Annotated in this window: 19 protein-coding genes; 11 read left to right on the top strand and 8 right to left on the bottom strand. The window is 62.6% G+C overall.

Annotation, left to right across the window (positions count from 1 at the left end; all coding sequences use genetic code 11):
* The first annotated feature begins 32 nt into the window (after positions 1-32).
* Entirely contained in the window at positions 33-494 is a 462-nt protein-coding gene (locus RKP46_RS16835) for a CBS domain-containing protein (RefSeq protein ID WP_300328389.1), read from the top strand.
* A 28-nt stretch (positions 495-522) separates the two neighbouring features.
* Here RKP46_RS16835 and RKP46_RS16830 read toward each other — a convergent pair whose 3' ends face one another.
* The 8 genes from RKP46_RS16830 to RKP46_RS16795 form a co-directional block, all read right to left on the bottom strand.
* Complete coding sequence (locus RKP46_RS16830; protein WP_311107691.1) at positions 523-1,665, bottom strand: deoxyguanosinetriphosphate triphosphohydrolase; 1,143 nt, start codon at positions 1,663-1,665, stop codon at positions 523-525.
* On the bottom strand, positions 1,658-2,746 hold the full coding sequence (gene aroB, locus RKP46_RS16825) for a 3-dehydroquinate synthase (RefSeq protein ID WP_311107690.1): 1,089 nt from the start codon (positions 2,744-2,746) through the stop codon (positions 1,658-1,660). The genes RKP46_RS16830 and aroB overlap by 8 nt, the downstream gene beginning before the upstream one ends.
* Positions 2,746-3,270 carry a shikimate kinase gene (locus RKP46_RS16820; RefSeq protein ID WP_311107689.1) on the bottom strand — a complete coding sequence of 175 codons (525 nt, stop codon included), beginning with the start codon at positions 3,268-3,270 and terminating at the stop codon, positions 2,746-2,748. Before RKP46_RS16820 ends, aroB begins: the two co-directional genes overlap by 1 nt.
* 105 nt (positions 3,271-3,375) lie before the next feature.
* A complete protein-coding gene (pilQ, locus tag RKP46_RS16815; protein WP_311107688.1) occupies positions 3,376-5,436 on the bottom strand; it encodes a type IV pilus secretin PilQ in 2,061 nt (686 codons plus the stop codon).
* Positions 5,437-5,955, bottom strand: coding sequence for a pilus assembly protein PilP (locus RKP46_RS16810; RefSeq protein ID WP_311107687.1), 519 nt, complete (start codon positions 5,953-5,955; stop codon positions 5,437-5,439).
* Positions 5,952-6,641 carry a type 4a pilus biogenesis protein PilO gene (locus RKP46_RS16805; protein WP_311107686.1) on the bottom strand — a complete coding sequence of 230 codons (690 nt, stop codon included), beginning with the start codon at positions 6,639-6,641 and terminating at the stop codon, positions 5,952-5,954. The genes RKP46_RS16810 and RKP46_RS16805 overlap by 4 nt, the downstream gene beginning before the upstream one ends.
* Positions 6,638-7,207 (bottom strand): PilN domain-containing protein, encoded by a 570-nt coding sequence (locus RKP46_RS16800; RefSeq protein ID WP_311107685.1) that lies wholly within the window; start codon positions 7,205-7,207, stop codon positions 6,638-6,640. Before RKP46_RS16800 ends, RKP46_RS16805 begins: the two co-directional genes overlap by 4 nt.
* Positions 7,204-8,283, bottom strand: a complete 1,080-nt coding sequence (locus tag RKP46_RS16795) for a pilus assembly protein PilM (protein ID WP_311107684.1) — start codon at positions 8,281-8,283, stop codon at positions 7,204-7,206. The genes RKP46_RS16800 and RKP46_RS16795 overlap by 4 nt, the downstream gene beginning before the upstream one ends.
* Before the next feature lie 158 nt (positions 8,284-8,441).
* Here RKP46_RS16795 and RKP46_RS16790 point away from each other — a divergent pair, with 158 nt between their 5' ends.
* The 10 genes from RKP46_RS16790 (at position 8,442) to RKP46_RS16745 (ending at position 21,205) form a co-directional block, all read left to right on the top strand.
* Positions 8,442-10,736 (top strand): penicillin-binding protein 1A, encoded by a 2,295-nt coding sequence (locus tag RKP46_RS16790; RefSeq protein ID WP_311107683.1) that lies wholly within the window; start codon positions 8,442-8,444, stop codon positions 10,734-10,736.
* A gap of 12 nt (positions 10,737-10,748) precedes the next feature.
* On the top strand, positions 10,749-11,531 hold the full coding sequence (locus RKP46_RS16785) for an NAD-dependent deacylase (protein ID WP_311107682.1): 783 nt from the start codon (positions 10,749-10,751) through the stop codon (positions 11,529-11,531).
* A gap of 135 nt (positions 11,532-11,666) precedes the next feature.
* On the top strand, positions 11,667-15,071 hold the full coding sequence (gene mfd / locus RKP46_RS16780; protein ID WP_311107681.1) for a transcription-repair coupling factor: 3,405 nt from the start codon (positions 11,667-11,669) through the stop codon (positions 15,069-15,071).
* A gap of 12 nt (positions 15,072-15,083) precedes the next feature.
* On the top strand, positions 15,084-16,163 hold the full coding sequence (locus RKP46_RS16775; RefSeq protein ID WP_311107680.1) for a 3-deoxy-7-phosphoheptulonate synthase: 1,080 nt from the start codon (positions 15,084-15,086) through the stop codon (positions 16,161-16,163).
* 215 nt (positions 16,164-16,378) lie between these two features.
* Entirely contained in the window at positions 16,379-17,362 is a 984-nt protein-coding gene (locus tag RKP46_RS16770; protein WP_311107679.1) for an SPFH domain-containing protein, read from the top strand.
* Positions 17,359-18,267, top strand: coding sequence for an SPFH domain-containing protein (locus RKP46_RS16765; protein WP_311107678.1), 909 nt, complete (start codon positions 17,359-17,361; stop codon positions 18,265-18,267). Before RKP46_RS16770 ends, RKP46_RS16765 begins: the two co-directional genes overlap by 4 nt.
* Before the next feature lie 343 nt (positions 18,268-18,610).
* Complete coding sequence (locus RKP46_RS16760; protein ID WP_311107677.1) at positions 18,611-18,907, top strand: hypothetical protein; 297 nt, start codon at positions 18,611-18,613, stop codon at positions 18,905-18,907.
* A gap of 26 nt (positions 18,908-18,933) precedes the next feature.
* Positions 18,934-20,190: a ferric reductase-like transmembrane domain-containing protein gene (locus RKP46_RS16755; RefSeq protein WP_311107676.1), complete on the top strand. Its 1,257-nt coding sequence runs from the start codon at positions 18,934-18,936 to the stop codon at positions 20,188-20,190.
* Complete coding sequence (locus RKP46_RS16750; RefSeq protein ID WP_311107675.1) at positions 20,190-20,552, top strand: cytochrome b5-like heme/steroid binding domain-containing protein; 363 nt, start codon at positions 20,190-20,192, stop codon at positions 20,550-20,552. Before RKP46_RS16755 ends, RKP46_RS16750 begins: the two co-directional genes overlap by 1 nt.
* Positions 20,553-20,944: 392 nt before the next feature.
* Complete coding sequence (locus tag RKP46_RS16745) at positions 20,945-21,205, top strand: hypothetical protein (protein ID WP_311107674.1); 261 nt, start codon at positions 20,945-20,947, stop codon at positions 21,203-21,205.
* The last annotated feature ends 11 nt before the right edge of the window (positions 21,206-21,216 follow it).

The raw sequence follows: 21,216 nt of genomic DNA, 5'->3' as shown, positions 1-21,216 counted from the left end.
GCCGGCGAGCAAACCAATCTCTAGGGGGTGACATGGAGGTCAAAGAAGTACTGCAGGTCAAAGATGCCAGGCTGTTCACGGTGCGTCCGGAAACGCCGCTCTCAGAAGCGGTGATCATGATGGCCGACAACGACATCGGTTCTGCCATTGTCATGGATGACGGCAAACTGGCGGGCATGCTGACCTTCCGCGAGGTTCTGGTGATCCTGGCCAAGCGGCAAACCGAGCGGCGGGTCGGCCCGACGCCACCGATTGCCGAAATCCTTGTTCTTGAGGCAATGGACCGCGATCCGCCCACGGCAACCCCTGATATGGACGTGGACGAGTTGCGCCGCATGATGGTGGACTCGCACACGCGCTATGTTCCTGTCATGGAGGACGACGCGGTGGTCGGCATCGTCTCTTTCCACGATGTCGCCAAGGCAGTGCTCGAAGAGCGCAACATGGAGAACAAGTTGCTCAAGGCGTACATCAAGGACTGGCCGGCCCCCTGAGCGGCGGCCGGTCGCTGGTCGGCAGGCGCTACGCGAGTGCGGCCGGCCAGCGCTCTACCGTGTCGACGGCAAACAGCCGTCGGTGCTCCTTGATCGCGTAGCGGTCGGTCATCCCGGCGATGTAGTCGGCAACCCGGCGCGGCGATGCGCCCGCGTGAGTCTGATACTGCGGCGGCAGCAAGCGTTGATCGTCGGTAAATGCCGAGAAGAGATCGGTAACGATGCGCCCCGCCTTGTTCGCCATTCGAAGCACATGGTAATGGTGGTACAAGTGTGTCCGCAGGAAGCGCTTCATGGCCTGCTGCTGCGCCGACAGCTCTTCGGAAAAAGCGACCAGCGGCGGGGCAAGACGTACGTCCGCCAATTCGCGCGGCGCGTGGCGAACGATATTGGCCCTGGTAGTTTCGATCAGGTCGCATACCAGCGTATTGATCACACGCCGGATGGTCTCGTGGATCAAGCGGCGCCCGGCAAGCTCGGGGTAAAGTTGTCGGACCTGGTCAGCATGCCGAGCGAAGAGAACAAGCTCTTGCAACTGCTCGAGGCTGATCAATCCGGCGCGCAGCCCGTCGTCGATATCGTGGTTGTTGTAAGCCACTTCATCCGCTAGGTTGCAGATCTGAGCTTCCAGCGATGGCTGCCGGCGGGTAAGAAAGCGCTCGCCCAGATCACCAAGCTGGCGTGCGTTTTCCGGTGAGCAGTGTTTGATGATTCCCTCGCGTGTCTCGAAGCAAAGATTCAGCCCTGGGAAAGCGGCGTAACGCTCCTCGAGAACATCGACCGTGCGCAGACTCTGCAGGTTATGCTCGAAGCCACCATGCTCGCGCATGCAGTCGTTGAGCGCTTCCTGTCCGGCGTGGCCAAACGGGGTATGCCCCAGGTCGTGCGCCAGCGAGACGGCTTCCGCCAAGTCTTCATTGAGCCTCAGCGCACGAGCGATCGCGCGCGCGATCTGCGCCACCTCGAGGCTGTGGGTCAGACGCGTGCGAAACAAGTCCCCTTCATGATTGACGAAGACTTGCGTCTTGTACTCCAGGCGGCGGAAAGCGGTCGAATGGACAATGCGGTCTCGGTCGCGCTGGAATTCTCCCCGGTAGATCGGCTCCGCATCCGGGTGCAGACGACCGCGCGAATTGACCGAGGAAACCGCAAAGGCTGCGAGCTCAGGCATTCGCGCAGCGCCGGCGGATGGCCTGTTCGATCGCGCCCAAGGGAACGCCGCTGACCAGTTGGGCTGTCCCCAGCTTCGGTAGAAGGACCAGCCGAAGCTGTCCGTTGGCGACCTTCTTGTCGTGCTGCATCAGCTCGACATAGCGGTCAACTGCCAGCGGAGCGCCATAAACCGGCAAGGCCGCGCGTAGCAGCAGTCGCTCGATGCGCTCGACATCATTGCTGGCCAGCCACCCGAGAAGTGCTGACAGCTCGACCGCCATCATGATCCCGGCAGCCACTGCTTCCCCGTGCAGCCACTGGCCGTAGCCTACACCTGTTTCGATCGCGTGGCCAAAGGTGTGTCCCAGGTTGAGCAGCGCGCGCTCGCCGTTCTCCCGCTCGTCGGCGGCAACCACCTGCGCCTTGTTCGCGCATGAACGGCAGATCGCTTCGGCAAGCGCCTGCGGGTCGCGCGCCAGCAGCCGCTCGACGTTGCGCTCAAGCCATTCGAGAAACGCCAGGTCGCGAATCAATCCGTACTTGATCACTTCCGCTAGTCCGGCCGACAGTTCGCGATCCGGGAGCGTATTGAGCGTGTCGGTGTCGGCGAGCACTACCATCGGCTGATGGAAGGCCCCCAGCATGTTCTTGCCGAGCGGGTGGTTGATTGCAGTCTTGCCGCCGACCGACGAATCAACCTGCGCCAACAGGCTTGTCGGCATCTGCAGGAAAGGGACGCCGCGCTGGTAGCAGGCGGCGGCAAAGCCGGTAATGTCGCCGACCACTCCACCGCCAAGTGCGATCAGCGTCGTCAAACGCTCACACCGCTGTCGGAGCAGCGCATCGAAGATCAGGTTGAGGGTTGGCCAGTCCTTGTATTGCTCACCATCGGGCAGGATGATCTCGATCACCTCGACACCCGCTTGCCGCAGTGGCTGGGCTACCTCCTGCAAGTACAAGGCGGCAACGGTCGTATTGGTTACGATTGCCGCTTTCGCCTGGCGCAGGTGCGGGATGATCAAGCCGGCGTTCCCGAGCAAAGCCTGCCCGACATGGATGGGGTAGGAACGGTCGCCCAAGGCAACAGTCAAGGTTTGCATTACGTTACGCTCTCCTTCCTGAGCGCGCGGCAGATCGCGCGCAGGGTAATGCGACTGCCGCTGATCACCACGTGAGCCACCTCTCGATATAGCGGGTCGCGCTCCACATGCAACTGCTGCAATCTAAGCAGCGGGTCGGCGACCTGCAGGAGCGGCCGGTTCCGGTCGCGCCGCGTTCGTTCCCCGAGCGTCGGCAACGGCACGTCCAGGTAAATGACCAGACCGCTGCTCCGCAAGCAGGCGCGATTTTCGCGCCGGAGAACCGCACCACCGCCGGTGGCCACGACGCACCGCCTGAAGTTGGCCAGTTCGGCGATGACCTGCGCTTCGCGTTTGCGAAATCCTTCTTCCCCTTCGATTTCGAAAATCGTCGCCAGGCGAACGCCTGTCCGCGCCTCGATTTCATGGTCCGAGTCCACAAACTGGTAGGCCAGACGCTTGGCCAGCGCCCGCCCTAAAGTCGTTTTCCCAGCGCCCATCAGCCCAACCAGGAAGATATTGTGTTGATCGTCGAAAGTGTTCACGCTTGCGGCAACTCACCCCATGGCCCGCACACTTGGCACCATGAGCAGCTCGGACAACAAAAAGCCGGCTGATCGCCGGCTTCCTGCTGAGTTCACCGGGGGTGCTCAACGCACCGACAGATTCTCGGAAATGATCCGCGGGGTAACGAAAACCAATAGTTCCGTCTTGTCGTCGATGACTTCGCGGTTCTTGAACAGCCAGCCAATATACGGCAGATCACCAAAAAATGGAATCCGCTGCGCGCCAGTACGCGTCGTCTGGGTGTAGATGCCGCCAATGACGACCGTTCCACCGTTGTCGACCAGAACCTCGGTCTTCACGTGACGCGTGTCGATCGCATATCCGCCGCCCTGTGTCGAGAAGCTCGGGCTCGGCGTGTCCTTGTTGATGTCGAGGGCCATGGTGATCTTTCCATCAGGCGTAATCTGAGGCTTGACCTTGAGCGACAGGTTTGCCTTGCGGAAGGCGACCGCTGTCGCGCCGGAAGCAGTCGCCATCTGATAAGGAAGCTCGAAGCCCTGCTCGATGATCGCTTCAACCTGATTCGCCGTCATCACGCGCGGACTCGAAACGACCTTGCCTCGCCCATCGGCCTCCAGGGCGGATATCTCGGCTGACAGGAACTGCGTAAAGCGCTGGTTGTACAAGGTGAAGGAGAGCAGACCGGCGCTTCCGACACGCGGCGTGGAGGGCAGGTTGACCGACGCGACCGTATTCAGGTTGCCGCTGAGCGCTGTCCCGTCGCTGCCGATACGCGCGGTGTCCAGGCGGTTGGCCTGATTCCACGACAAACGGATGCCCAGGTTCTTGGCGAAGCTGTCGCCTGCTTCAACGATGCGCGCTTCGATCATCACCTGTCGGGCGGGCATGTCGACCTTGGCAATCATCGCGCGCACGTCGTCCAGCCGGCTTGGCGTATCCTTGACGAACATCATGTTGGAGCGGTCATCGAGCAACGCACTGCCCCGCTTCGACAGCAGCGTCTGTTTCGGATCGACCAGAAGCTTCTGCACCGCTTCCGCCCGAATGTAGTTCATCTGAAAACTTTCAGTGAGCAGCGGCTCGAGGTCGCTGATCTGCGCTTTCGCCTCAAACTCCAGCTTCTCCTTCGTGGCGAGTTCCTCTCGCGGCGCAATCAGGATCACGTTGCCGTTCTTGCGCATGTCCAGGCCCTTCTGCTGCATGATGATATCGAGCGCCTGGTCCCAGGGAACATCTTTCAGAATCAGCGTGATGGATCCGCCAACAGAGTCGCTGACGACCATGTTCATGCCGGTAAACTCGCCGATCACCTGGAGCAGGCGGCGGACATCGACGTTCTGGAAGTTTAGCGACAGCTTTTCGCCCTGATAGCCGCCGCGCGTCCCTTGCACCAGTTTGTTCGGATTCTCGATGATCGGCTTGACTTCGATGACGAATTGCGTGTCGGTCTGATAGGCGTTGTGCTCCCATATCCCGCGCGGGGTGATCGTCATGCGTGCGCCCGATCCTTTGCTCACCGTGTTGACGGTCAGCACGGGCGTCGCGAAGTCGGTGACGTCAAGCCGCTTGCGCAGGTTCTCAGGAAGCGACACCTTGACAAAATCGACGATCAGGCTGGCTCCCTGCTGGCGAATGTCAATTCCAGCGTTGGCGTCGGTCAGGTCGACTGTGATCCGTCCCTCGCCGTCCTTGCCACGTCGGAAACTGATGTCGCGTATTTCATTCGGAACATCCAACTGACGGCTCTTGGCGAAATGCTCGACCGGTCCGGCACTCTCCGCCGTAGCCCGCGGGGCAAGCGTGAGAAGCAGGCTGCGACCGTCGATGGTTGCTTCGTGGTTCATCGTTTTCAGCAGATTGAGCACGACGCGAGTGCGATCTTCGACCTGGACGATGTTGGCGCTACGCAAGTCGCCTTCGTTGTACGTCTCGCTCACCTTGCCGAGGCCATTGGTCGTATTGGCGAAGTCGAAGGCGATACGTGGCGGCGTCGTCACACTGAAGGCCGGCGGCAGCGCCCTCAGCGGCTCCTTGAACGTGATCCGGACGTTGACCACGGAACCCTGTTGCGCGACGCTCATCGCTTCGATGGTATTCGTGCCACCTTCCTGCGCATTCGCCAAACCGAGCGCCAGCAGCACCAAACCAACAAGGCCGAGCAGGTGTTGCCTGATCTGTTTCATTCACTTCGCTCCCTTTTCCTGCAGCAGCAAGCTGCTCGTTCTCTCCACCCAGTCGCCGGCTGAATCCTGGACCAGTTCACGCAGAGTCACTTCGGATTCGGACACGCCAACGATGACGCCGAAGTTCTGTCCCATGTAGTTGCCGATGCGGACCTGGTACAGGGAGCCGTCGACCTGGATGAGTGCGTGCGAAGTCTTGTTCCGGGTCATCACGCCAACGTAGCGCAAGGTCTCGAGCGGGTAAGCCTCCAGCGGTTCTTTCGGGCGATCCAGGTCGGGCCGGAAACCGCCACCGCTACTCTTCTTCTCCTCGGGCGCCATCTTCCCCGGCCGGAACGGATCGATCAGCTTTCCTGCATCATAGGGGACCGGTTCGTAGGGCTCGACCACCGGGAGCGGCGGAATCTTGCCTTTGGTATCAAGGGCGACCGTCTTCATCCACTCCTGCAGGTCCTCGTGACCGCTGGTCGAGCAGGCCGCCAGAAAGATCGCGCACAAGACGATCGATAGTCGCCTCATTTCTTCGCCCCCTTGGCCGCTTGCGCCGCTTTCCTCTTCGCCGCCAACTCCTCTTCGTCGAGGTAACGGAAAGTCTTGGTCACGGCGTCGAGCGCCAAGGTACCGTCCTTGCTCTGCGCGCCGGCAACAATCGAGATGTTGTTCAAGGTGACAATTCTCGACAGCTTGCCGATGTCCCCGGCGAAAGCGCCGAAATCGTGGTAGGTGCCGGTCAGGCGAACATTGATCGGCAGTTCGGCGTAAAAGTCCTTCACCTGTTCGACGCCAGGTTTGAACAGTTCAAACTGGAGACCCCGACCCATGCCAGCCTGATTGATCTCGACCAGCAGCGCCTCGACCTCCGACTTGTTGGGCAATTGCTTGAGCAGGGCGCCGAACGAGCGATCGATATCGTTCAACTGCTGCACGTGCAGGTCGAGATTGACCGCCTGCTTCTTCTTGTTGACAAATTCGTCGCGCAGTTTCAGTTCGGCTTGCTGACTGGTTTCGAGAACCGCCATCTGGTCCAGCCAGAAGAACCACCAGCCACCGAGCACGATCACCAGGAGCACACCAACAAGGACGGCGATGCGCGGTGCCAGCGGCCACGCGCCGACATCCCGCGGATTAAGATTCTGGAAATCGCGCAGGATCGCCTGGTAATCGAACGTTGGAAGCGTGGGCGCCTTCAGTGTGGGCGCCTTCATTTCTGTTCTCCCTTCGCCACCACTGGAGCCCGCTTGATCGAGGCGTTCATGCTGAACTCGTTTACCCTGCGCTTGTCGACCGTAGCTGCCTTGATCTCGATCAACTGCGGCTTCTCAAGCCACGGCGATGCCTCGATGTTGCGCATCAGTGTCGAGACGCGCGCGCTCGACTGAGCCAGGCCGCCCAGGCTGATCCTCTGGCCTTCCTGCCTGAGCGAGCGGATATAGACTCCTTCCGGCATCTGCTTGGCCAGCTCGCTGAGCAGGCGAACGGCCTCGGCGCGGTCGCGCTGCAGCGATTCGATGATCTTCTTGCGCTCCATCAGCGCGTCACTTTGCTCCTTCAGTCGCTTGATCTGGTCGATTTGCTTGTCGAGGACGGCTATTTCCTTCTTGAGGAACTCGTTCCTGGCTTCCTGCGCGGCGATCTCGCGTGCGATCAGCAGATAGACGAGAAAAACCGCCAGCCCAGAAATGATCGTGACCAGACCGAAGAAAGCCCAGAACTGCTGACGTCTCGCCCGGCGCTTCTCTTCCCGGTGTGGAAGCAAGTTGATGCGGATCATGTGTCGAACCTCCGCAACGCCAGGCCGCAGGCGACCATCAAAGACGAAGCATCGGCGAGCAGGCTCTTGCTCCGGACGCGGTCGGCGAGCACCATGTCAGCGAAGGGATTGGCGATGATCGTATCAATCTGCGTGCGCGACGCGACCACTTCATCTGCCCGCGGGATGACCGCACAGCCACCAGCCAGGACGACATGATTGATCCGGCTGAACTGCGTCGAGGTGAAAAAGAACTGCAGCGCACGCGAGATTTCGAGAGCCATCGCCTCGCGAAACGGCTGCACCAATTCTGTTTCGCACTGTTCGGGCAAGTTGTTGCGGCGCTTCTCCGCCTCGGCCTCCTCAAAACTGATGCCAAGCGAGCGAGCGATGTCCTGGGTCAATTGGTTTCCCCCGAAGGCCTGCTCACGCGCGTAGATCTGCTGCCCGTTGCGCAGCACCGTCAGGTTCATCACGTTGGCACCGACATCGACCAGCGCGATGATGTTGCCCTTGCCTGGATCCGGCAGGCGCTTTTCGATCAGTTCGAAGGCGGAAAGAACGGCGTACGACTCGACGTCGAGAATGACCGGCTTGAGCCCGGCCGATTCGGCAACGGCCACCCGGTCTTCGACTTTCTCCTTGCGGGAGGCCGCAATCAGGACCTCGATTTCGTCCGGTGAGGAAGGCGCCGGGCCAATCACCTGGAAATCCAGGTTCACCTCATCGAGCGGAAATGGAATGTACTGGTTGGCCTCTGACTCGACAACGACTTCCAGTTCCTCCTCGCGCTGACCTCCCGCGACGATGATCTTCTTGGTGATGACGTGCGAGGTCGGAAGGGCGATTGCGACATGCCGCGTCGCCGTGGCAAGCTTTTTCCATGTCCGGCGAACGGACTCAGCGGCCGCTTCGAGGTTCACCACGTTGCCGTCAGAAATGACATCCCGTGGCAGGACCTCGATCGCGTAACGCTCCACACGATAACCGCCTTTGTTATCGCTGCCCAACTCGACCATCTTGACCGACGACGAGCTGACATCCAGGCCGATCAGCGAGCGAGCCTTGGGATTGAAGATCGAAAGATCAATCTGCAAACTGCTACCTCGTACCAAAAAACCCTTCAATAATTTGCAGTTAGCGCCACAATAAATATTCCACTTTAGATGCTAGCAACAAGCTCAGAGAGTGTAAAGTCATTTCTGTTGCAGCGCTATATAATATTGCAGATCTGCTTTCGCTGCCGGACACTGTCTTGCCTACTCTGCTGCGCTGGTTTCTTTACCCGATTGTCTTCGTTCTTGGTCTGGCCGGTATCGTGCTCGCCCTGGCGGTGGTCGTCCTCAGCCTGGCCTACCCGAACCTGCCGTCGCTCGACATCCTGACTGACTATCACCCCAAGATGCCGATGCGCATCTATACCGCGGACGGCTATCTGATCGGCGAGTTCGGTGAGGAGCGGCGAGCCTTCGTCAGCATCCAGGAGGTTCCGGAAATCATGAAGCAGGCCATCCTGGCGGCCGAGGATGAACGCTTCTACCAGCATCGGGGCGTCGATACGCTGGGCGTATTGCGCGCATTGCACGCCAACCTGATCGGCGGCGGCAAGCGGCAGGGCGCTTCGACGATCACCCAACAGGTGGCGAAGAACTTCTTTCTCTCGTCCGAGAAGACCTACACGCGAAAACTGTACGAAGCGCTGCTCTCCTTCAAGATCGAGCACAACCTGAGCAAAGACCAGATTCTTGAGCTTTACGTCAATCAGATCTTCCTGGGGCAGCGCGCTTACGGCTTCGCTGCTGCCGCCCAGACCTACTTCGGCAAGCCTCTCGGCGACCTGACGATCGCCGAGGCAGCCATGCTCGCCGGTCTGCCGAAAGCGCCATCGGCCTACAACCCGGTGATCAACCCGACGCGCGCGCGCCTGCGACAGCAGTATGTCCTGCGTCGCATGAACGAACTTGGGTTCATCAGCGCGGAGCAGCAGGAAGCTGCCCTGGCGCAGGCGCTGGTGATCAAACGCGAAGTTAACGAGATTCCTGTGCACGCCGAGTACGTCACCGAAATGGCGCGGCAGATCGCCGCCGAACGTTTTCCGGATGACGTCTATACCCGCGGCTTGCGGGTCTACACGACGATCCTGAAGAACGATCAGGAAGCGGCCTACAACAGCCTGCGGCGCGGCGTCCTGGAGTATGACCGGCGGCACGGCTATCGCGGTGCGGAAGCCTATGTCGACCTGAACGAGATCAAGTCGGAACAGGACGAGGCGCTCGACGAACTACTGCAGGATTTTCAGGATGCGGAAGACCTGCATCCGGCGATCATCCTGCAGATCGATCCGCGCAAGGTCCGCGCCTACCGCCGTGGCGGTGAGGTGGTGACGATCAGCGGCGACGGCCTGCGGTTTGCCGCCCGCATGCTTGACGACAAGGCCCCGCCGACCAAGCGACTGCGGCGTGGCGCGGTCATCCGCGTGCAGACCGACGAGAAGAATAATTGGCGGATCGTCCAGATGCCGGAAGCGGAAGCGGCTTTTCTGGCCGCCGATCCGCGCGACGGAGCGGTGCGCGCCCTGGTCGGAGGTTTCGATTTCAACCGCTCGCAGTTCAACCATGCGACACAGGCGTGGCGGCAACCGGGTTCGAGCTTCAAGCCTTTCATCTATTCGGGCGCGCTGGAGAAGGGCTTCACCCCGGCCTCGGTGATCAATGATGAACCGATCAGCTTCCCGGCGTCGGTAACCGGCAGCCAGTCGTGGGAGCCGAAGAACTACGACGGCAGGTACGAAGGGCCGATGCGCATGCGCACCGCGCTCGCCAAATCGAAGAACATGGTCTCGATACGCCTGCTGCAGGCAAGCGGCGTGCGCTTCGTGCAGGACTACGTGACGCGTTTCGGTTTCGACGCCGACAAGCATCCGCCCTACCTGACGATGGCGCTGGGCGCCGGTTCGGTGACGCCTTGGCAGATGGTTACTGCCTATGCCGTTTTTGCCAACGGCGGCTACCGTATTCGGCCGTACATCGTGAGCGAAATCCAGGATGACAAGAAGCAGGTGCTCGCCCGGGCCGAGCCGATCACCGCTGGCGAAGACAGCCTGCGCGCCATCGACGCGCGCAATGCCTACCTGATGGACAGCATGCTGCGCGACGTAACCATCTATGGCACTGCCGCGCGCGCCTCGGCAACGCTCAAGCGCAAGGACCTGGCCGGCAAGACCGGTACGACCAACGAGCATGTCGATGCCTGGTTCTGCGGCTATCAGCAAACCGTCGTTGGCTGCTCGTGGATCGGCTTCGATCAGCCGCGCAATCTGGGCAGCGGCGAAACCGGCGGCACTGCCGCTTTGCCGACCTGGATCGGCTACATGGCACGCGTTCTGAAAGATGTCCCCGAGTCCTTCCTGCCGCCACCGCAAGGCGTCGTCGCGCGGACTACGTCTGGTCGCAAGAAGGGTCCGTCGGAGGAGTTCTTCTACGAGGAGAATGCGCCCGATGAACTCGAGCCCGAGCCCGCCACTGACGAAGCGGCCAAACCCGAAGACTAGGAGCACGGCGGAATGAAGGACAGGCCAGGCATGGCAGTGCACGATGAGATCGCCTCGCTCGTGCGCAGAGCGGCAGAAATCGTCGTCTTTTCCGGTGCGGGCCTGTCGGCCGACAGTGGCATCCCGACCTTCCGCGATGGCGCAACCGGCTTGTGGAACAATGTCGATCCGGACGAGGTCGCCAGCATCGATGGTTTCATGCGCAATCCCCGCGTGGTCTGGAACTGGCTGCGCGAACTGAAAAACCTGGTCGACGACCGGCAGCCCAATCCTGGACATCAAGCAATCGCCCGGCTGGAAAGGATAGTCGCCGACAAGCGCCTGACGGTGGTCACGCAGAACATCGACGGTTACCACTCGCGCGCCGGAAATGGCGAGGTGCTCGAGGTGCATGGAACGATTCACCGATTGCGTTGCCACGCGCGCTGCGGTTTCGCCGACCAGTGGGGAGACGATCTGCGCGAACCGTTTCCCTGTCCGCACTGCGGTGCGCCGGCGCGGCCAGACCTGGTGCTCTTCGGCGAAGCGCTCGACCCGGAGGTGTTCACCGCCGCCGGGCGGCGCAGCGCGACGGCAGACGTCTTCTTCTGTGTTGGCACATCGTTTACTGTCCAACCGGCAGCGCACCTGCCGGTCTGGGCGAAAGCGTCAGGCGCCACGGTAGTCGAAATCAATCCACACCGGACGCCGCTGTCGGAGGTTGCGGATTACTCGATTAGAGCGGGCGCCTCGCAGTTCTTCGCCGCTCTCTGCCAGACGCTGGCGCCAGGCGCTGTGGACGCAGCTGACGCCTGAGCACGCCCGGCGGCGCCTGCCGGCCAGGCTATAATGCGCGCCTTTCGCCCCGTGCGCGCCGCGCCCTCCGCGGCCGCCACTTACCAGCCAAGCCAGACCAGCGAGTCGTCCTTCTTGCCGCTACCGCTTCCCCGAATGCCTCTGCCCGAGCCTGGCGAAAGGCGACAGCTTCCCCCTTTCGCCGGCTCAGCGGATGCACTGCTGCTCGCCGAACTGGCGAGCCAGGCGAAACGCGGCGGCGCGCCGCGCCTGCTCGCCGTGCTGACCGCGAGCGCCGGCGACGCACAGCGCTTGCTGAACGAGATCCCCTGGTTCGCGGCGGACTTGCGCGTGCGCTTGCTGCCCGACTGGGAAACCCTGCCCTACGACGTCTTCTCGCCGCATCACGACCTGATTTCCGAGCGCTTGGCGACGCTTTACGCCGTAACCCAGGGCGATTGCGATGTCCTGCTGGTGCCGGTGAGCACCGCCGTCTGCCGTTTGCCACCACCGGCTTATCTGGCAGGCTACACCTTCTTCCTCAAGCAGGGCGACAGACTCGATGCGGAACGCTTCCGGGCGCAGATGACGGTGGCCGGCTACGCGCACGTGACGCAGGTCGTTGCGCCCGGCGAATACGCGATTCGCGGGGGTCTGGTCGACCTGTTTCCGATGGGATCGCCATTGCCGTACCGCCTCGATCTGTTCGACGAGCAGATCGAAACGATCAAGACTTTCGACGCCGACAGCCAGCGCACGCTGTATCCGGTCGCCGAGGTTCGCCTTCTCCCGGCACGTGAATTTCCGCTCGACGAAACAGGACGAACGCGCTTTCGGCGCAACTTCCGAACGGCTTTCGAGGGTGATCCGCTGCGTGCCGGAATCTACAAGGACGTGTCCAGCGGCATTCCGGTACCGGGTCTCGAGTACTGGTTGCCGCTTTTCTTCGATGAAACGGCGACGCTCTTCGACTACCTGCCGGAGCGCAGCGTGGTCTGCCTGCACGCGGATGTTCCGGCTGCCCTCCGTGCTTTCTGGCATGAGGCGCAGGGCCGCCATCGGCTGCTTGCGGGCGACCGCAGCCGCCCGCTGCTGGCGCCGGAAGAACTTTTTCTCGCCGAGGAGACTTTCTTCGTCGCTGCCAGGTCTTACGCCCGGATCAGTCTCGACCGCGGCGACGGCGGCCCAAGCGGGCGCCTGCCATCGGTCGCCATTGACCGGCGCGCCGACGATCCGCTGGGTCGACTGAAGACCTTCGTCGAGGGCTACGCGGGGCGAGTCCTGCTGCTGGCGGAGAGCCCTGGGCGGCGCGAAACGCTTGCCGGCCTGTGCGCAGAGTTCGCCTTGCCGCTTGTTGCGTGTCCGGATCTGGCCAGCTTTCTCGCCGCCGACACCCGCCTCGCGCTCGCCGTCGGGCCGCTCCAGGAAGGTTTTCAGATCGGCCAACTCGCCTTGGTCACGGAAGCCGAGCTTTACGCGGACAGCCCATCGCGCCGTGGACGCCAGAGCGGCCAGCGCCGGTCCTCGGTCGACAACTGGCTGCGCGACCTGACTGAGCTCAAGGTGGGCGCGCCGGTCGTGCATGAGCAGCACGGCGTTGCGCGCTATCAGGGCCTGGTCCATCTCGACCTGGGCGAGGGCGCAATGGAGTTCCTCGAACTGCACTACGCCGACAACGCCAAGCTCTACGTCCCGGTGGCGCAACTGCACGTCATCTCGCGCTACTCGGGCGCCGATCCCGACGCCGCACCGCTGCACACACTAGGTTCGCCACACTGGGAAAAGGCCAAGCGCCGGGCCGCCCAGCAGGCGCGCGACACGGCCGCCGAACTGCTCGCGCTGTACGCGCTGCGCGCTGCGCGCCAGGGGCATGCCTGCCAGTACAAGGCGCACGACTACGATGCCTTCGCCGACGGCTTCGGTTTCGAGGAAACTCAGGATCAGGCAGCAGCCATCGCCGCCGTGCTCGAGGACATGAAATCGGGCCGCCCGATGGATCGCCTGGTATGCGGCGATGTCGGCTTCGGCAAGACCGAAGTGGCGCTGCGCGCCGCCTTCTGTGCGGTTGCCGGCGGCCGGCAAGTGGCAGTCCTCTGTCCGACGACGCTGCTCTGCGAACAGCATTTCGAGACCTTCCAGGACCGCTTTGCCGACTGGCCGGTCAACATTGCCGAGCTCTCACGCTTCCGCACGGCGCGCGAGGGGGCGCAAGTGGTCGACCGGCTGGCTGCCGGCAAACTCGACATCGTCATCGGGACGCATCGGCTGCTGCAGAAGGACATCCGGTTCAACCGTCTGGGCTTGGTCATCATCGACGAGGAGCACCGCTTCGGCGTCCGTCAGAAGGAGGCGCTGAAGGCCTTGCGCGCCGAGGTCGACGTTCTGACGCTGACGGCGACGCCAATTCCGCGCACCTTGGCAATGTCGCTCGAAGGCCTGCGCGACTTCTCGGTGATCGCCACCGCGCCGCAGAAGCGGCTGTCGATCAAGACCTTCGTCACCCGCTACTCGGAGGGCATCATTCGCGAAGCACTGCTGCGCGAGTTCAAGCGCGGCGGCCAGGTCTATTTCCTGCACAACGAGGTCGCCAGCATTGAGCGGATGCACGAGCACTTGCGCAGGATTCTGCCGGAAGCGCGCATCGTCGTTGGACATGGCCAGATGAACGAACGCGAGCTCGAACGCGTCATGCGCGAGTTCACCCAGCAGCGCGCCAATGTCCTCCTGTGCACGACGATCATCGAAACCGGCATCGACAACCCGCACGCGAATACGATGATCATCAACCAGGCCGAGAAGTTCGGCCTCGCCCAGCTGCACCAGTTACGCGGACGCGTCGGGCGTTCACACCATCAGGCCTATGCCTACCTGCTGACGCACGACGAAGGCGCGCTCAACAAACAGGCTCGCCAGCGGCTGGAAGCCATCCAGATGATGGATCAACTTGGCGCCGGCTTCTATCTGGCGATGCACGACCTCGAGATCCGCGGCGCCGGCGAGGTGCTCGGCGATAACCAGTCAGGCGAAATGCAGGAAGTCGGCTTCACCATGTTCAGCGAAATGTTGACGCGCGCCGTCGCCGCGCTGAAGCAGGGCAAGGAGGTCGATCCGGCAGCGCCACTGGCGCTTGCCTCGGAAATCAACCTGCATATGCCGGCGCTGCTGCCGGCGGACTACGCCTCCGACGTCAACGAACGTCTGACGCTGTACAAGCGACTGGCCGATTGCAGCGACGCCGACGAGCTGACCGCGTTGCACGAGGAACTCGTCGATCGTTTCGGCGAATTGCCGGAGCCAGCCCGCGCGCTGCTCGACGGCCACCGTCTGCGCCTCCTCTGCAAGCCGTTGGGGATAAGCAAGCTCGACGTCACGGCCGGGCAAGTTGTTCTTCAGTTTTCGCCCGAAACGCCGATCGAACCGATACGGATCATCAATCTTGTCCAGAAGGACCGCAACTGCCGCCTTGCCGGTCCGGACAAACTCATCCTCAAGCGGCAAAGCACGACGCTCGCTGAGCGCGTAGCGGCCGTGCGGGATCTTGTTCAACGCCTAGCCAACTGAATCTGACCTTCCATGACGACCATCGACCTCGACAACATCAACGTTACCGCATTCGACCCGATGCCCTCTCCGGAGGAGATTCTCACGCATCTGCCGCTGACGCCGAGCGCCGCCGGCACCGTCCGGCGTGGCCGGGCCGTGTTGAGCCACATTCTCGACCGCCAGGATCATCGTTTGTTCGTCATCGTCGGACCTTGCTCGATCCACGACCCGGTTGCCGGGCTGGACTACGCCCATCGTCTGCTCGAACTGGCGCGCGAGGTCGAGGACACGCTCTATCTCGTCATGCGCGTCTACTTCGAAAAACCGCGCACGACGACCGGCTGGAAAGGCTACATCAACGATCCGGACATGGACGACTCGTTCCACGTCGACGAAGGAATGCGCAAGGCACGCAGCTTCCTCCTGCAACTGGCCGAACTCGGACTGCCGGCGGGCACCGAAGCGCTTGATCCGATCTCGCCGCAATACCTTGGCGACCTCATTTCGTGGACGGCGATCGGCGCGCGCACCAGCGAGTCGCAGACGCATCGCGAGATATCGTCCGGCCTGTCGACCCCGGTGGGGTTCAAGAACGGCACCAACGGCGACATCGGGATCGCCGTGAATGCCATTCTTTCCGCAGCGCACCCGCACAGCTTCCTCGGCATCAACGAGCAGGGCAGGACGGCGATTGTACGTACGCGCGGCAACCGCCATGGCCACCTGGTTCTGCGTGGCGGCGGCGACCGGCCGAATTACGACACCGTGAGCGTTCAGATGGCTGAAATCGCCCTGCGCAAGGCGGGCTTGTCGAGCAACGTGGTGATCGACTGCTCGCACGCCAACAGCTACAAGAAGTACGAACTGCAGCCTTTGGTGATGGCTGATGTGGTCAATCAGGTTCGCCTGGGCAACCGCTCGATCGTCGGCATGATGATCGAATCGAACATCGTAGCCGGCAACCAGCCGATTCCCGAGGATCTGTCGCAGTTGATCTACGGCTGTTCGGTCACCGACTCGTGCGTCGATTGGGCCACCACCGAACGGATGATTCGCGACGCGGCCGGTTTGTTGCGCGAGGTGCTGCCCGCCCGCCTCGCGCGTGCCTAGCGCGCGACGGGCGGCCTTTGTGCGGGCAACAGCCTGCGAATAGCGGGCGATCCTGAGCGCTGCCACGCACCGGCGGGGCTGACCGCCGCGCCTTGCGCCAAGCGCTTGCCGCACGCCAGCAGGCACGGCCGCAGCGCCCGGCAAATGCCGCATAATCGCCCCTGTCGGTGCAGCCGCGGTGACGCACCGCTCGGTGCAGGAGCAGGAGGATACGGATGGATATCATGTTCGGTATGCTGATCGGACTGCTTGCCTGGTTGCTAGCGCGCTACGGGCTCAACTGCTTGTACACGGTGGACCAGAACGAACGTGCCGTGAAGACCGTCTTCGGTCGCGTGCAGCGTGTTGGTGAGACAATGACCGCGCAGTCGGCACTCGGCGAAAGCCTGAGCGATGACGACAAGGCGCGCTACAACTATCCGCAGCTGCGCGTCATTCCGCCCGGCGGGCCTTACTTCAAATGGCCCTGGGAAAGGATCTACAAGGTCTCGATCGCCACGCAGACGATGAACATGGCGCACGACCCGGAGGATCCGACGGCCAACGCGCACGGGACGGTACTCGATGCGGTGACCAAGGACCAGCTCGACACCGGCCTGACGGGCCAGATTCGCTACCGCGTTGCCGAAAGCAATCTCTACGCCTACCTTTTTGGCGTCAAGCACCCGATCTCGCACGTCATGGGCTACTTTGTTTCGGTGCTGCGCGAGCGCATCGCGGGTTTTGCTGCACCAAATGGCGCTGAAGCCGCACGCGGTGGCGAAATGAGTGCCGTCACCGGCGTTTCGATCAACGATCTGCGCAAAAATCTACGCGACCTGAACGAACACATGGAACGTGAGTGCGCCTCGTCGGCTGCGCGCTACGGGATCATCCTCGATGCCTCGCTGATCACCGGGATCGACCCGCCGGGCGAGGTGGAAACCGCGCTGGCGGCAATCAACACAGCTTATAACCAGGTTTCTTCCGACATCAGCCTGGCGCAGGCACTGGCCGATCAGAAGATCGTCCAGTCGAGGCGTGCGGTCGAAATCCAGACACTCAATGCGCAAGCGGAAGTAGAGCCGCTGGTTGCGCTGGCCAGAGAACTCGGCGTCTTGCGCGAAAGCGGTCCGGATACGCTGCGCGCGTACTTGCGCAACGTCCGCGTGCCTCTCTTTTCGCATGCGCGCAGCGTCATCCGCGAGGTGAAAGAATGAGCGCCTGGATCGGCTTCCCGACCGCTGCCGCAGCGACCTTCATTGCCTTATGGGCCGTCGTCCCGCTGACCCTGTTGCTCCTCCAGCGTCTCGGCTTGTACACCATCGTCCAGGAGGGAACCTGCCAGGTCTTCGTTCTCTTCGGGCGGGTGGTCGGGATTCTGAACGAGCCGGGGTTGCACTTCCTGCCGCTCAGCATTGGTCTGCCCGCATTCCTGGTGATGTGGCTCGGCCGGCGCGAGGTCCTCGACATGCGGCTCGACCAGCAATACCTGCGCAGCAACCCGGTCAACTCGGAAGAGGGCGCGCCGATGGGCGTTGGCATCTGGTACGAGATGTACATCAGCCAGCCGTTGGCCTACCTCTTCCGCAACGCCGACCCGCGCGGCTCGCTGGCGGCGAACGTGAGCAATGCGGTCGTCCGTTCCTTGAGCAACATGCCGCTCGAACAGATGCTGATCAACCGGCACGGAATGAGCAAGGCGGTGCGCGAGGAAGTGTCGCCGCGTTCGCACGAATGGGGCTATAAACTCGGTTCGGTCTATATCCGCAAGGTGCATTTCCGCGATGCGGGAATGACCCGGCACATCCAGGAGAAAGTCGTCAACCGCCTGCGTCAGGTGACTTCGGCGATCAAGCAGGATGGCGCCAACCAGGTGAACATCATCACCAGCACTGCCGAGCGCCTGGCGGCGATCGAGTTCGCCAAGGCGGGCGCGACCCGGCCACAGATCGTCGGCCAGGCGATCCAGGTGATCGCCGCCGACCGGGAAGTCGCCGATGCGCTCTTCGAGATCCTGGAGGTTCAGCAGTTGCTTGCCAGCAAGGGCCAGCTCACGCTGCTACCGCCGCATGATGAACTGCTCAAGTCCTTGATCGCCGCCCGCCATGGACCGCAGCCGTAGTGCACAGCCGCACGCGACGAACGCGATGATGCGCGCCGCCCTGGTGGCCGGCAGGCGCGGCTGGCCCGAGTCTCTACTGTCCGGCCTCCCGTCATGCCCGCCTGGAAAGCGCTGCGCCGAGCTGCTCGCAGTCGCGACGCAGCGGGGCAGCACGATGCGTTACGCGCTTGCTTCTCCAGTGCGCCGCGCCGGAAGCGCCGACCACTTCATTGCTGCCACCTGGCGGTGCCGCGCAACTTGGCCTTGCCGCTTGCGCGGCGAATGCTGCGCACGGCTTCAGTGGACACGACAAGGAGCTTGCCCCCGGGAGCGCGCGCTTCGTTCGAGGTGGAGAGTACGACCGATGATCAACATGCTTCTGGTAACTTTCTACGCGCTGGCCTTGTCGGCCAGTGTGCATGCCGGCGGGCCTTGGCGAGCGAGCGAAGCGAACACGCGCGGGTGGCAACTGATGACGCCTGAGGAACGAATTGAGCATCAGGCGCGCATCCGCGGCTTTCGGACGTACGAAGAATGTCAGCGTTACCGCCTGGCGCACCACGAACAGATGGAAGAACGTGCCCGCCAGCGCGGGCTTGAATTGCCGCGTGGCAAGCGCGACATCTGCGAGCACCTGCAAGCGGACAAGCCGTCCGGCTGACTTTGGGCCGTCTTCCGTTTCCGCTCATGAACCTGATTCGCCGCCTGTCGATTCCGCTGCTTGTCGTCGCGTGCACGGCTGTTCCCGTCTGGTGGGCGTTTCCCGATGGACTGTCGCTGGCGCGCAGCCTGGGTATCGTGCTTGGCTGGGCGGGCTGTGGACTGCTCCTGGCCAGTCTCTTCCTGATGTTGCGCGAGACCTGGCTGGCGCCCTGGCTGGGCGGCCTGGAAAGAATGTACCACTGGCACCATCGGATCGGCGTGGCAGCCTATCTTCTGCTTCTGGCGCATCCGCTGGCGCTCGCCGCGGATGCCTGGATGGATTCGCCGCAACTCGCCTGGCAAATCCTTTTCCCTGCCCCCCAGCTCTGGCCGATCTGGCTCGGCTGGCTTGCGCTGTTCCTTCTCATGCTGGGCCTGGCGGCGACGTTTGCTCAGCGCCTGGCCTACCGGAGCTGGCGCCGGCTGCATTTCGTTCTGGGTATCGGCGTTCTTTGCGGACTGCTGCACCTCTTCCTGCTCGGAATCGACGGGCCCGTCCTGCCACTGCTCGCGCTGTGCGTGCTGTTGCTTGGCTGGCGACTGCTCGGCGAGGACTCGGCACGGACTGCACGGCCCTATCTCGTCCGGGCCGCCGTGCACGTCACCGACGACGTGCTCGAGATTGCCCTGTCACCACTGGCTCGGCCGATCGCCGCCAGCGCTGGGCAGTTTGTTCTGGTCGCCTTCTTTTCCGGCGCCGGCTTCCGGGGCTGCGGCGAGTTTCACCCGTTCACGGTCAGCGCCGTCGATGCTGACGGCGATCTGCGGATTGCTGTCAAGGCACTCGGCGACTGTACACGGCGCATGCAATTGATCGCGCCAGGCGTGCCGGCGCGTGTCCACGGTCCATTCGGATCGTTCCTCGCCGACCGGCCGGTCGCACGCCAGCTCTGGTTGGCCGGCGGCATCGGCATTACGCCATTCCTGGCGCTGCTACGCTCCTCCCGGCTAGTCCAGCCGACGACCCTGCTCTATCTTTATCGCAGCACAGCCGACGCGGCTTTCGTCGATGAGTTGCAGGCGCTGGCCGCTGCTGACCCGAAGCTTGCCCTCTATACCCTGGCAACCGGCGATGAAGCACCGAATCTCGAGCTGCTGCTGGCCGAAGCGGGCGCGCTGGTGACTGGCCAGGAGTGCTACTTTTGTGGGCCGCCGGGAATGTTGGCGGCGGCGCGAAGAACCCTGCTCAAGCGGGGAACAAGTCCGCGACAGATCCACTTCGAAAGCTTCGGGTTCCGCTGATGCAGCGTTTGTACGTGGGTGCAACCGTGGCCTTCTGGCTGTTCGTAGCGGCCTTCTGGAGTAGCACCTACTGGCGGCCTGAGGTTCCGCTACCGGCGGTTGCCGTGCGCGAGCGACAGGTCTCGCCGGTTGAGCTGGCGCGGCACGCGACGCCGGAGGATTGCTGGATGGCCATTCGCGGCAGCGTCTACGATGTCAGCCCGTATCTTCCCGAGCATCCTTCGCGTCCCGAGCTCGTTCTCCCCTGGTGTGGCCGGGAAGCAAGCCAGGCGTACGCAACCAAGAACAAGGGACGCACCCATTCCGAACGGGCGGACGAGTTGCTGGCGCAATACCGGATTGGCAGTCTTGTTGCCGACTGATTCCAGCGAGCAGCACGAAAGCGGTCACGCAGGCCTGCGCAGCGGGGCAGTGCGCCCCTCTTCTACGCTTTGCCACTTCGTCGATGCCCTGCATTGTTCAGGTCGCGGGCTGTAAACAGGCAGCGGCCCGCGCGCCCAAGCACGCTGATCACGTGGGGTCGCCTGAGTTTGTGCCGCAGGTCGGGGGTTCCGGCCTGGATCAGGTCGGCGATTGCCCAGCACAGGGCGTGCGTCTGACCAGGCGTAGAGGATCGGCCGCAACGGCCGCTGAAGCAGTTTTTTCCTAGAATCTGTAAGCAATTGCCGGATGAACGCGTCTAAGCAGTGTCGGAGGCCTCGCCGCATCGCTGCGGACTTCGGCGTCTTCCACACCCCATTACGAGGAGAGACTCATGTCGAACAAAATGTCTGGTGTTGCCCTCGCGACCGCTGCCGCCGCCCTTTTTGCCGCCGGAACACTGGTCGTACCGAGCGTTGGCGCAGCCGAGAGCGCGGCCGTTCACTGTGCCGGGATCAACGCCTGCAAGGGCCAGTCGGAATGCAAGACGGCAAAAAGCGAGTGCAAGGGAATGAACGCCTGCAAGGGCCAGGGTTGGGTCAACAAGGGCAGCGCCAAGGAGTGTACGGACGCTGGCGGCAAGGTCGTCAAATAGGGTAGGCAAGG

Origin of the sequence: Accumulibacter sp. (assembly GCF_031732815.1) — a bacterium.
GTDB lineage: Bacteria > Pseudomonadota > Gammaproteobacteria > Burkholderiales > Rhodocyclaceae > Accumulibacter.
This window is presented reverse-complemented; position numbering and strand designations above follow the sequence as displayed.

Bases quoted from the DNA above. Each gene is read 5' to 3' on its own strand.
- RKP46_RS16750 (WP_311107675.1), top strand. From the start codon at position 20,190: ATGCAGCGTTTGTACGTGGGTGCAACCGTGGCCTTCTGGCTGTTCGTA.
- mfd (WP_311107681.1), top strand. From the start codon at position 11,667: ATGCCTCTGCCCGAGCCTGGCGAAAGGCGACAGCTTCCCCCTTTCGCC.
- RKP46_RS16745 (WP_311107674.1), top strand. From the start codon at position 20,945: ATGTCGAACAAAATGTCTGGTGTTGCCCTCGCGACCGCTGCCGCCGCC.
- pilQ (WP_311107688.1), bottom strand. From the start codon at position 5,436: ATGAAACAGATCAGGCAACACCTGCTCGGCCTTGTTGGTTTGGTGCTG.
- RKP46_RS16755 (WP_311107676.1), top strand. From the start codon at position 18,934: ATGAACCTGATTCGCCGCCTGTCGATTCCGCTGCTTGTCGTCGCGTGC.
- RKP46_RS16805 (WP_311107686.1), bottom strand. From the start codon at position 6,641: ATGAAGGCGCCCACACTGAAGGCGCCCACGCTTCCAACGTTCGATTAC.
- aroB (WP_311107690.1), bottom strand. From the start codon at position 2,746: ATGCAAACCTTGACTGTTGCCTTGGGCGACCGTTCCTACCCCATCCAT.
- RKP46_RS16760 (WP_311107677.1), top strand. From the start codon at position 18,611: ATGATCAACATGCTTCTGGTAACTTTCTACGCGCTGGCCTTGTCGGCC.
- RKP46_RS16775 (WP_311107680.1), top strand. From the start codon at position 15,084: ATGACGACCATCGACCTCGACAACATCAACGTTACCGCATTCGACCCG.
- RKP46_RS16835 (WP_300328389.1), top strand. From the start codon at position 33: ATGGAGGTCAAAGAAGTACTGCAGGTCAAAGATGCCAGGCTGTTCACG.
- RKP46_RS16765 (WP_311107678.1), top strand. From the start codon at position 17,359: ATGAGCGCCTGGATCGGCTTCCCGACCGCTGCCGCAGCGACCTTCATT.
- RKP46_RS16800 (WP_311107685.1), bottom strand. From the start codon at position 7,207: ATGATCCGCATCAACTTGCTTCCACACCGGGAAGAGAAGCGCCGGGCG.
- RKP46_RS16785 (WP_311107682.1), top strand. From the start codon at position 10,749: ATGAAGGACAGGCCAGGCATGGCAGTGCACGATGAGATCGCCTCGCTC.
- RKP46_RS16810 (WP_311107687.1), bottom strand. From the start codon at position 5,955: ATGAGGCGACTATCGATCGTCTTGTGCGCGATCTTTCTGGCGGCCTGC.
- RKP46_RS16770 (WP_311107679.1), top strand. From the start codon at position 16,379: ATGGATATCATGTTCGGTATGCTGATCGGACTGCTTGCCTGGTTGCTA.
- RKP46_RS16830 (WP_311107691.1), bottom strand. From the start codon at position 1,665: ATGCCTGAGCTCGCAGCCTTTGCGGTTTCCTCGGTCAATTCGCGCGGT.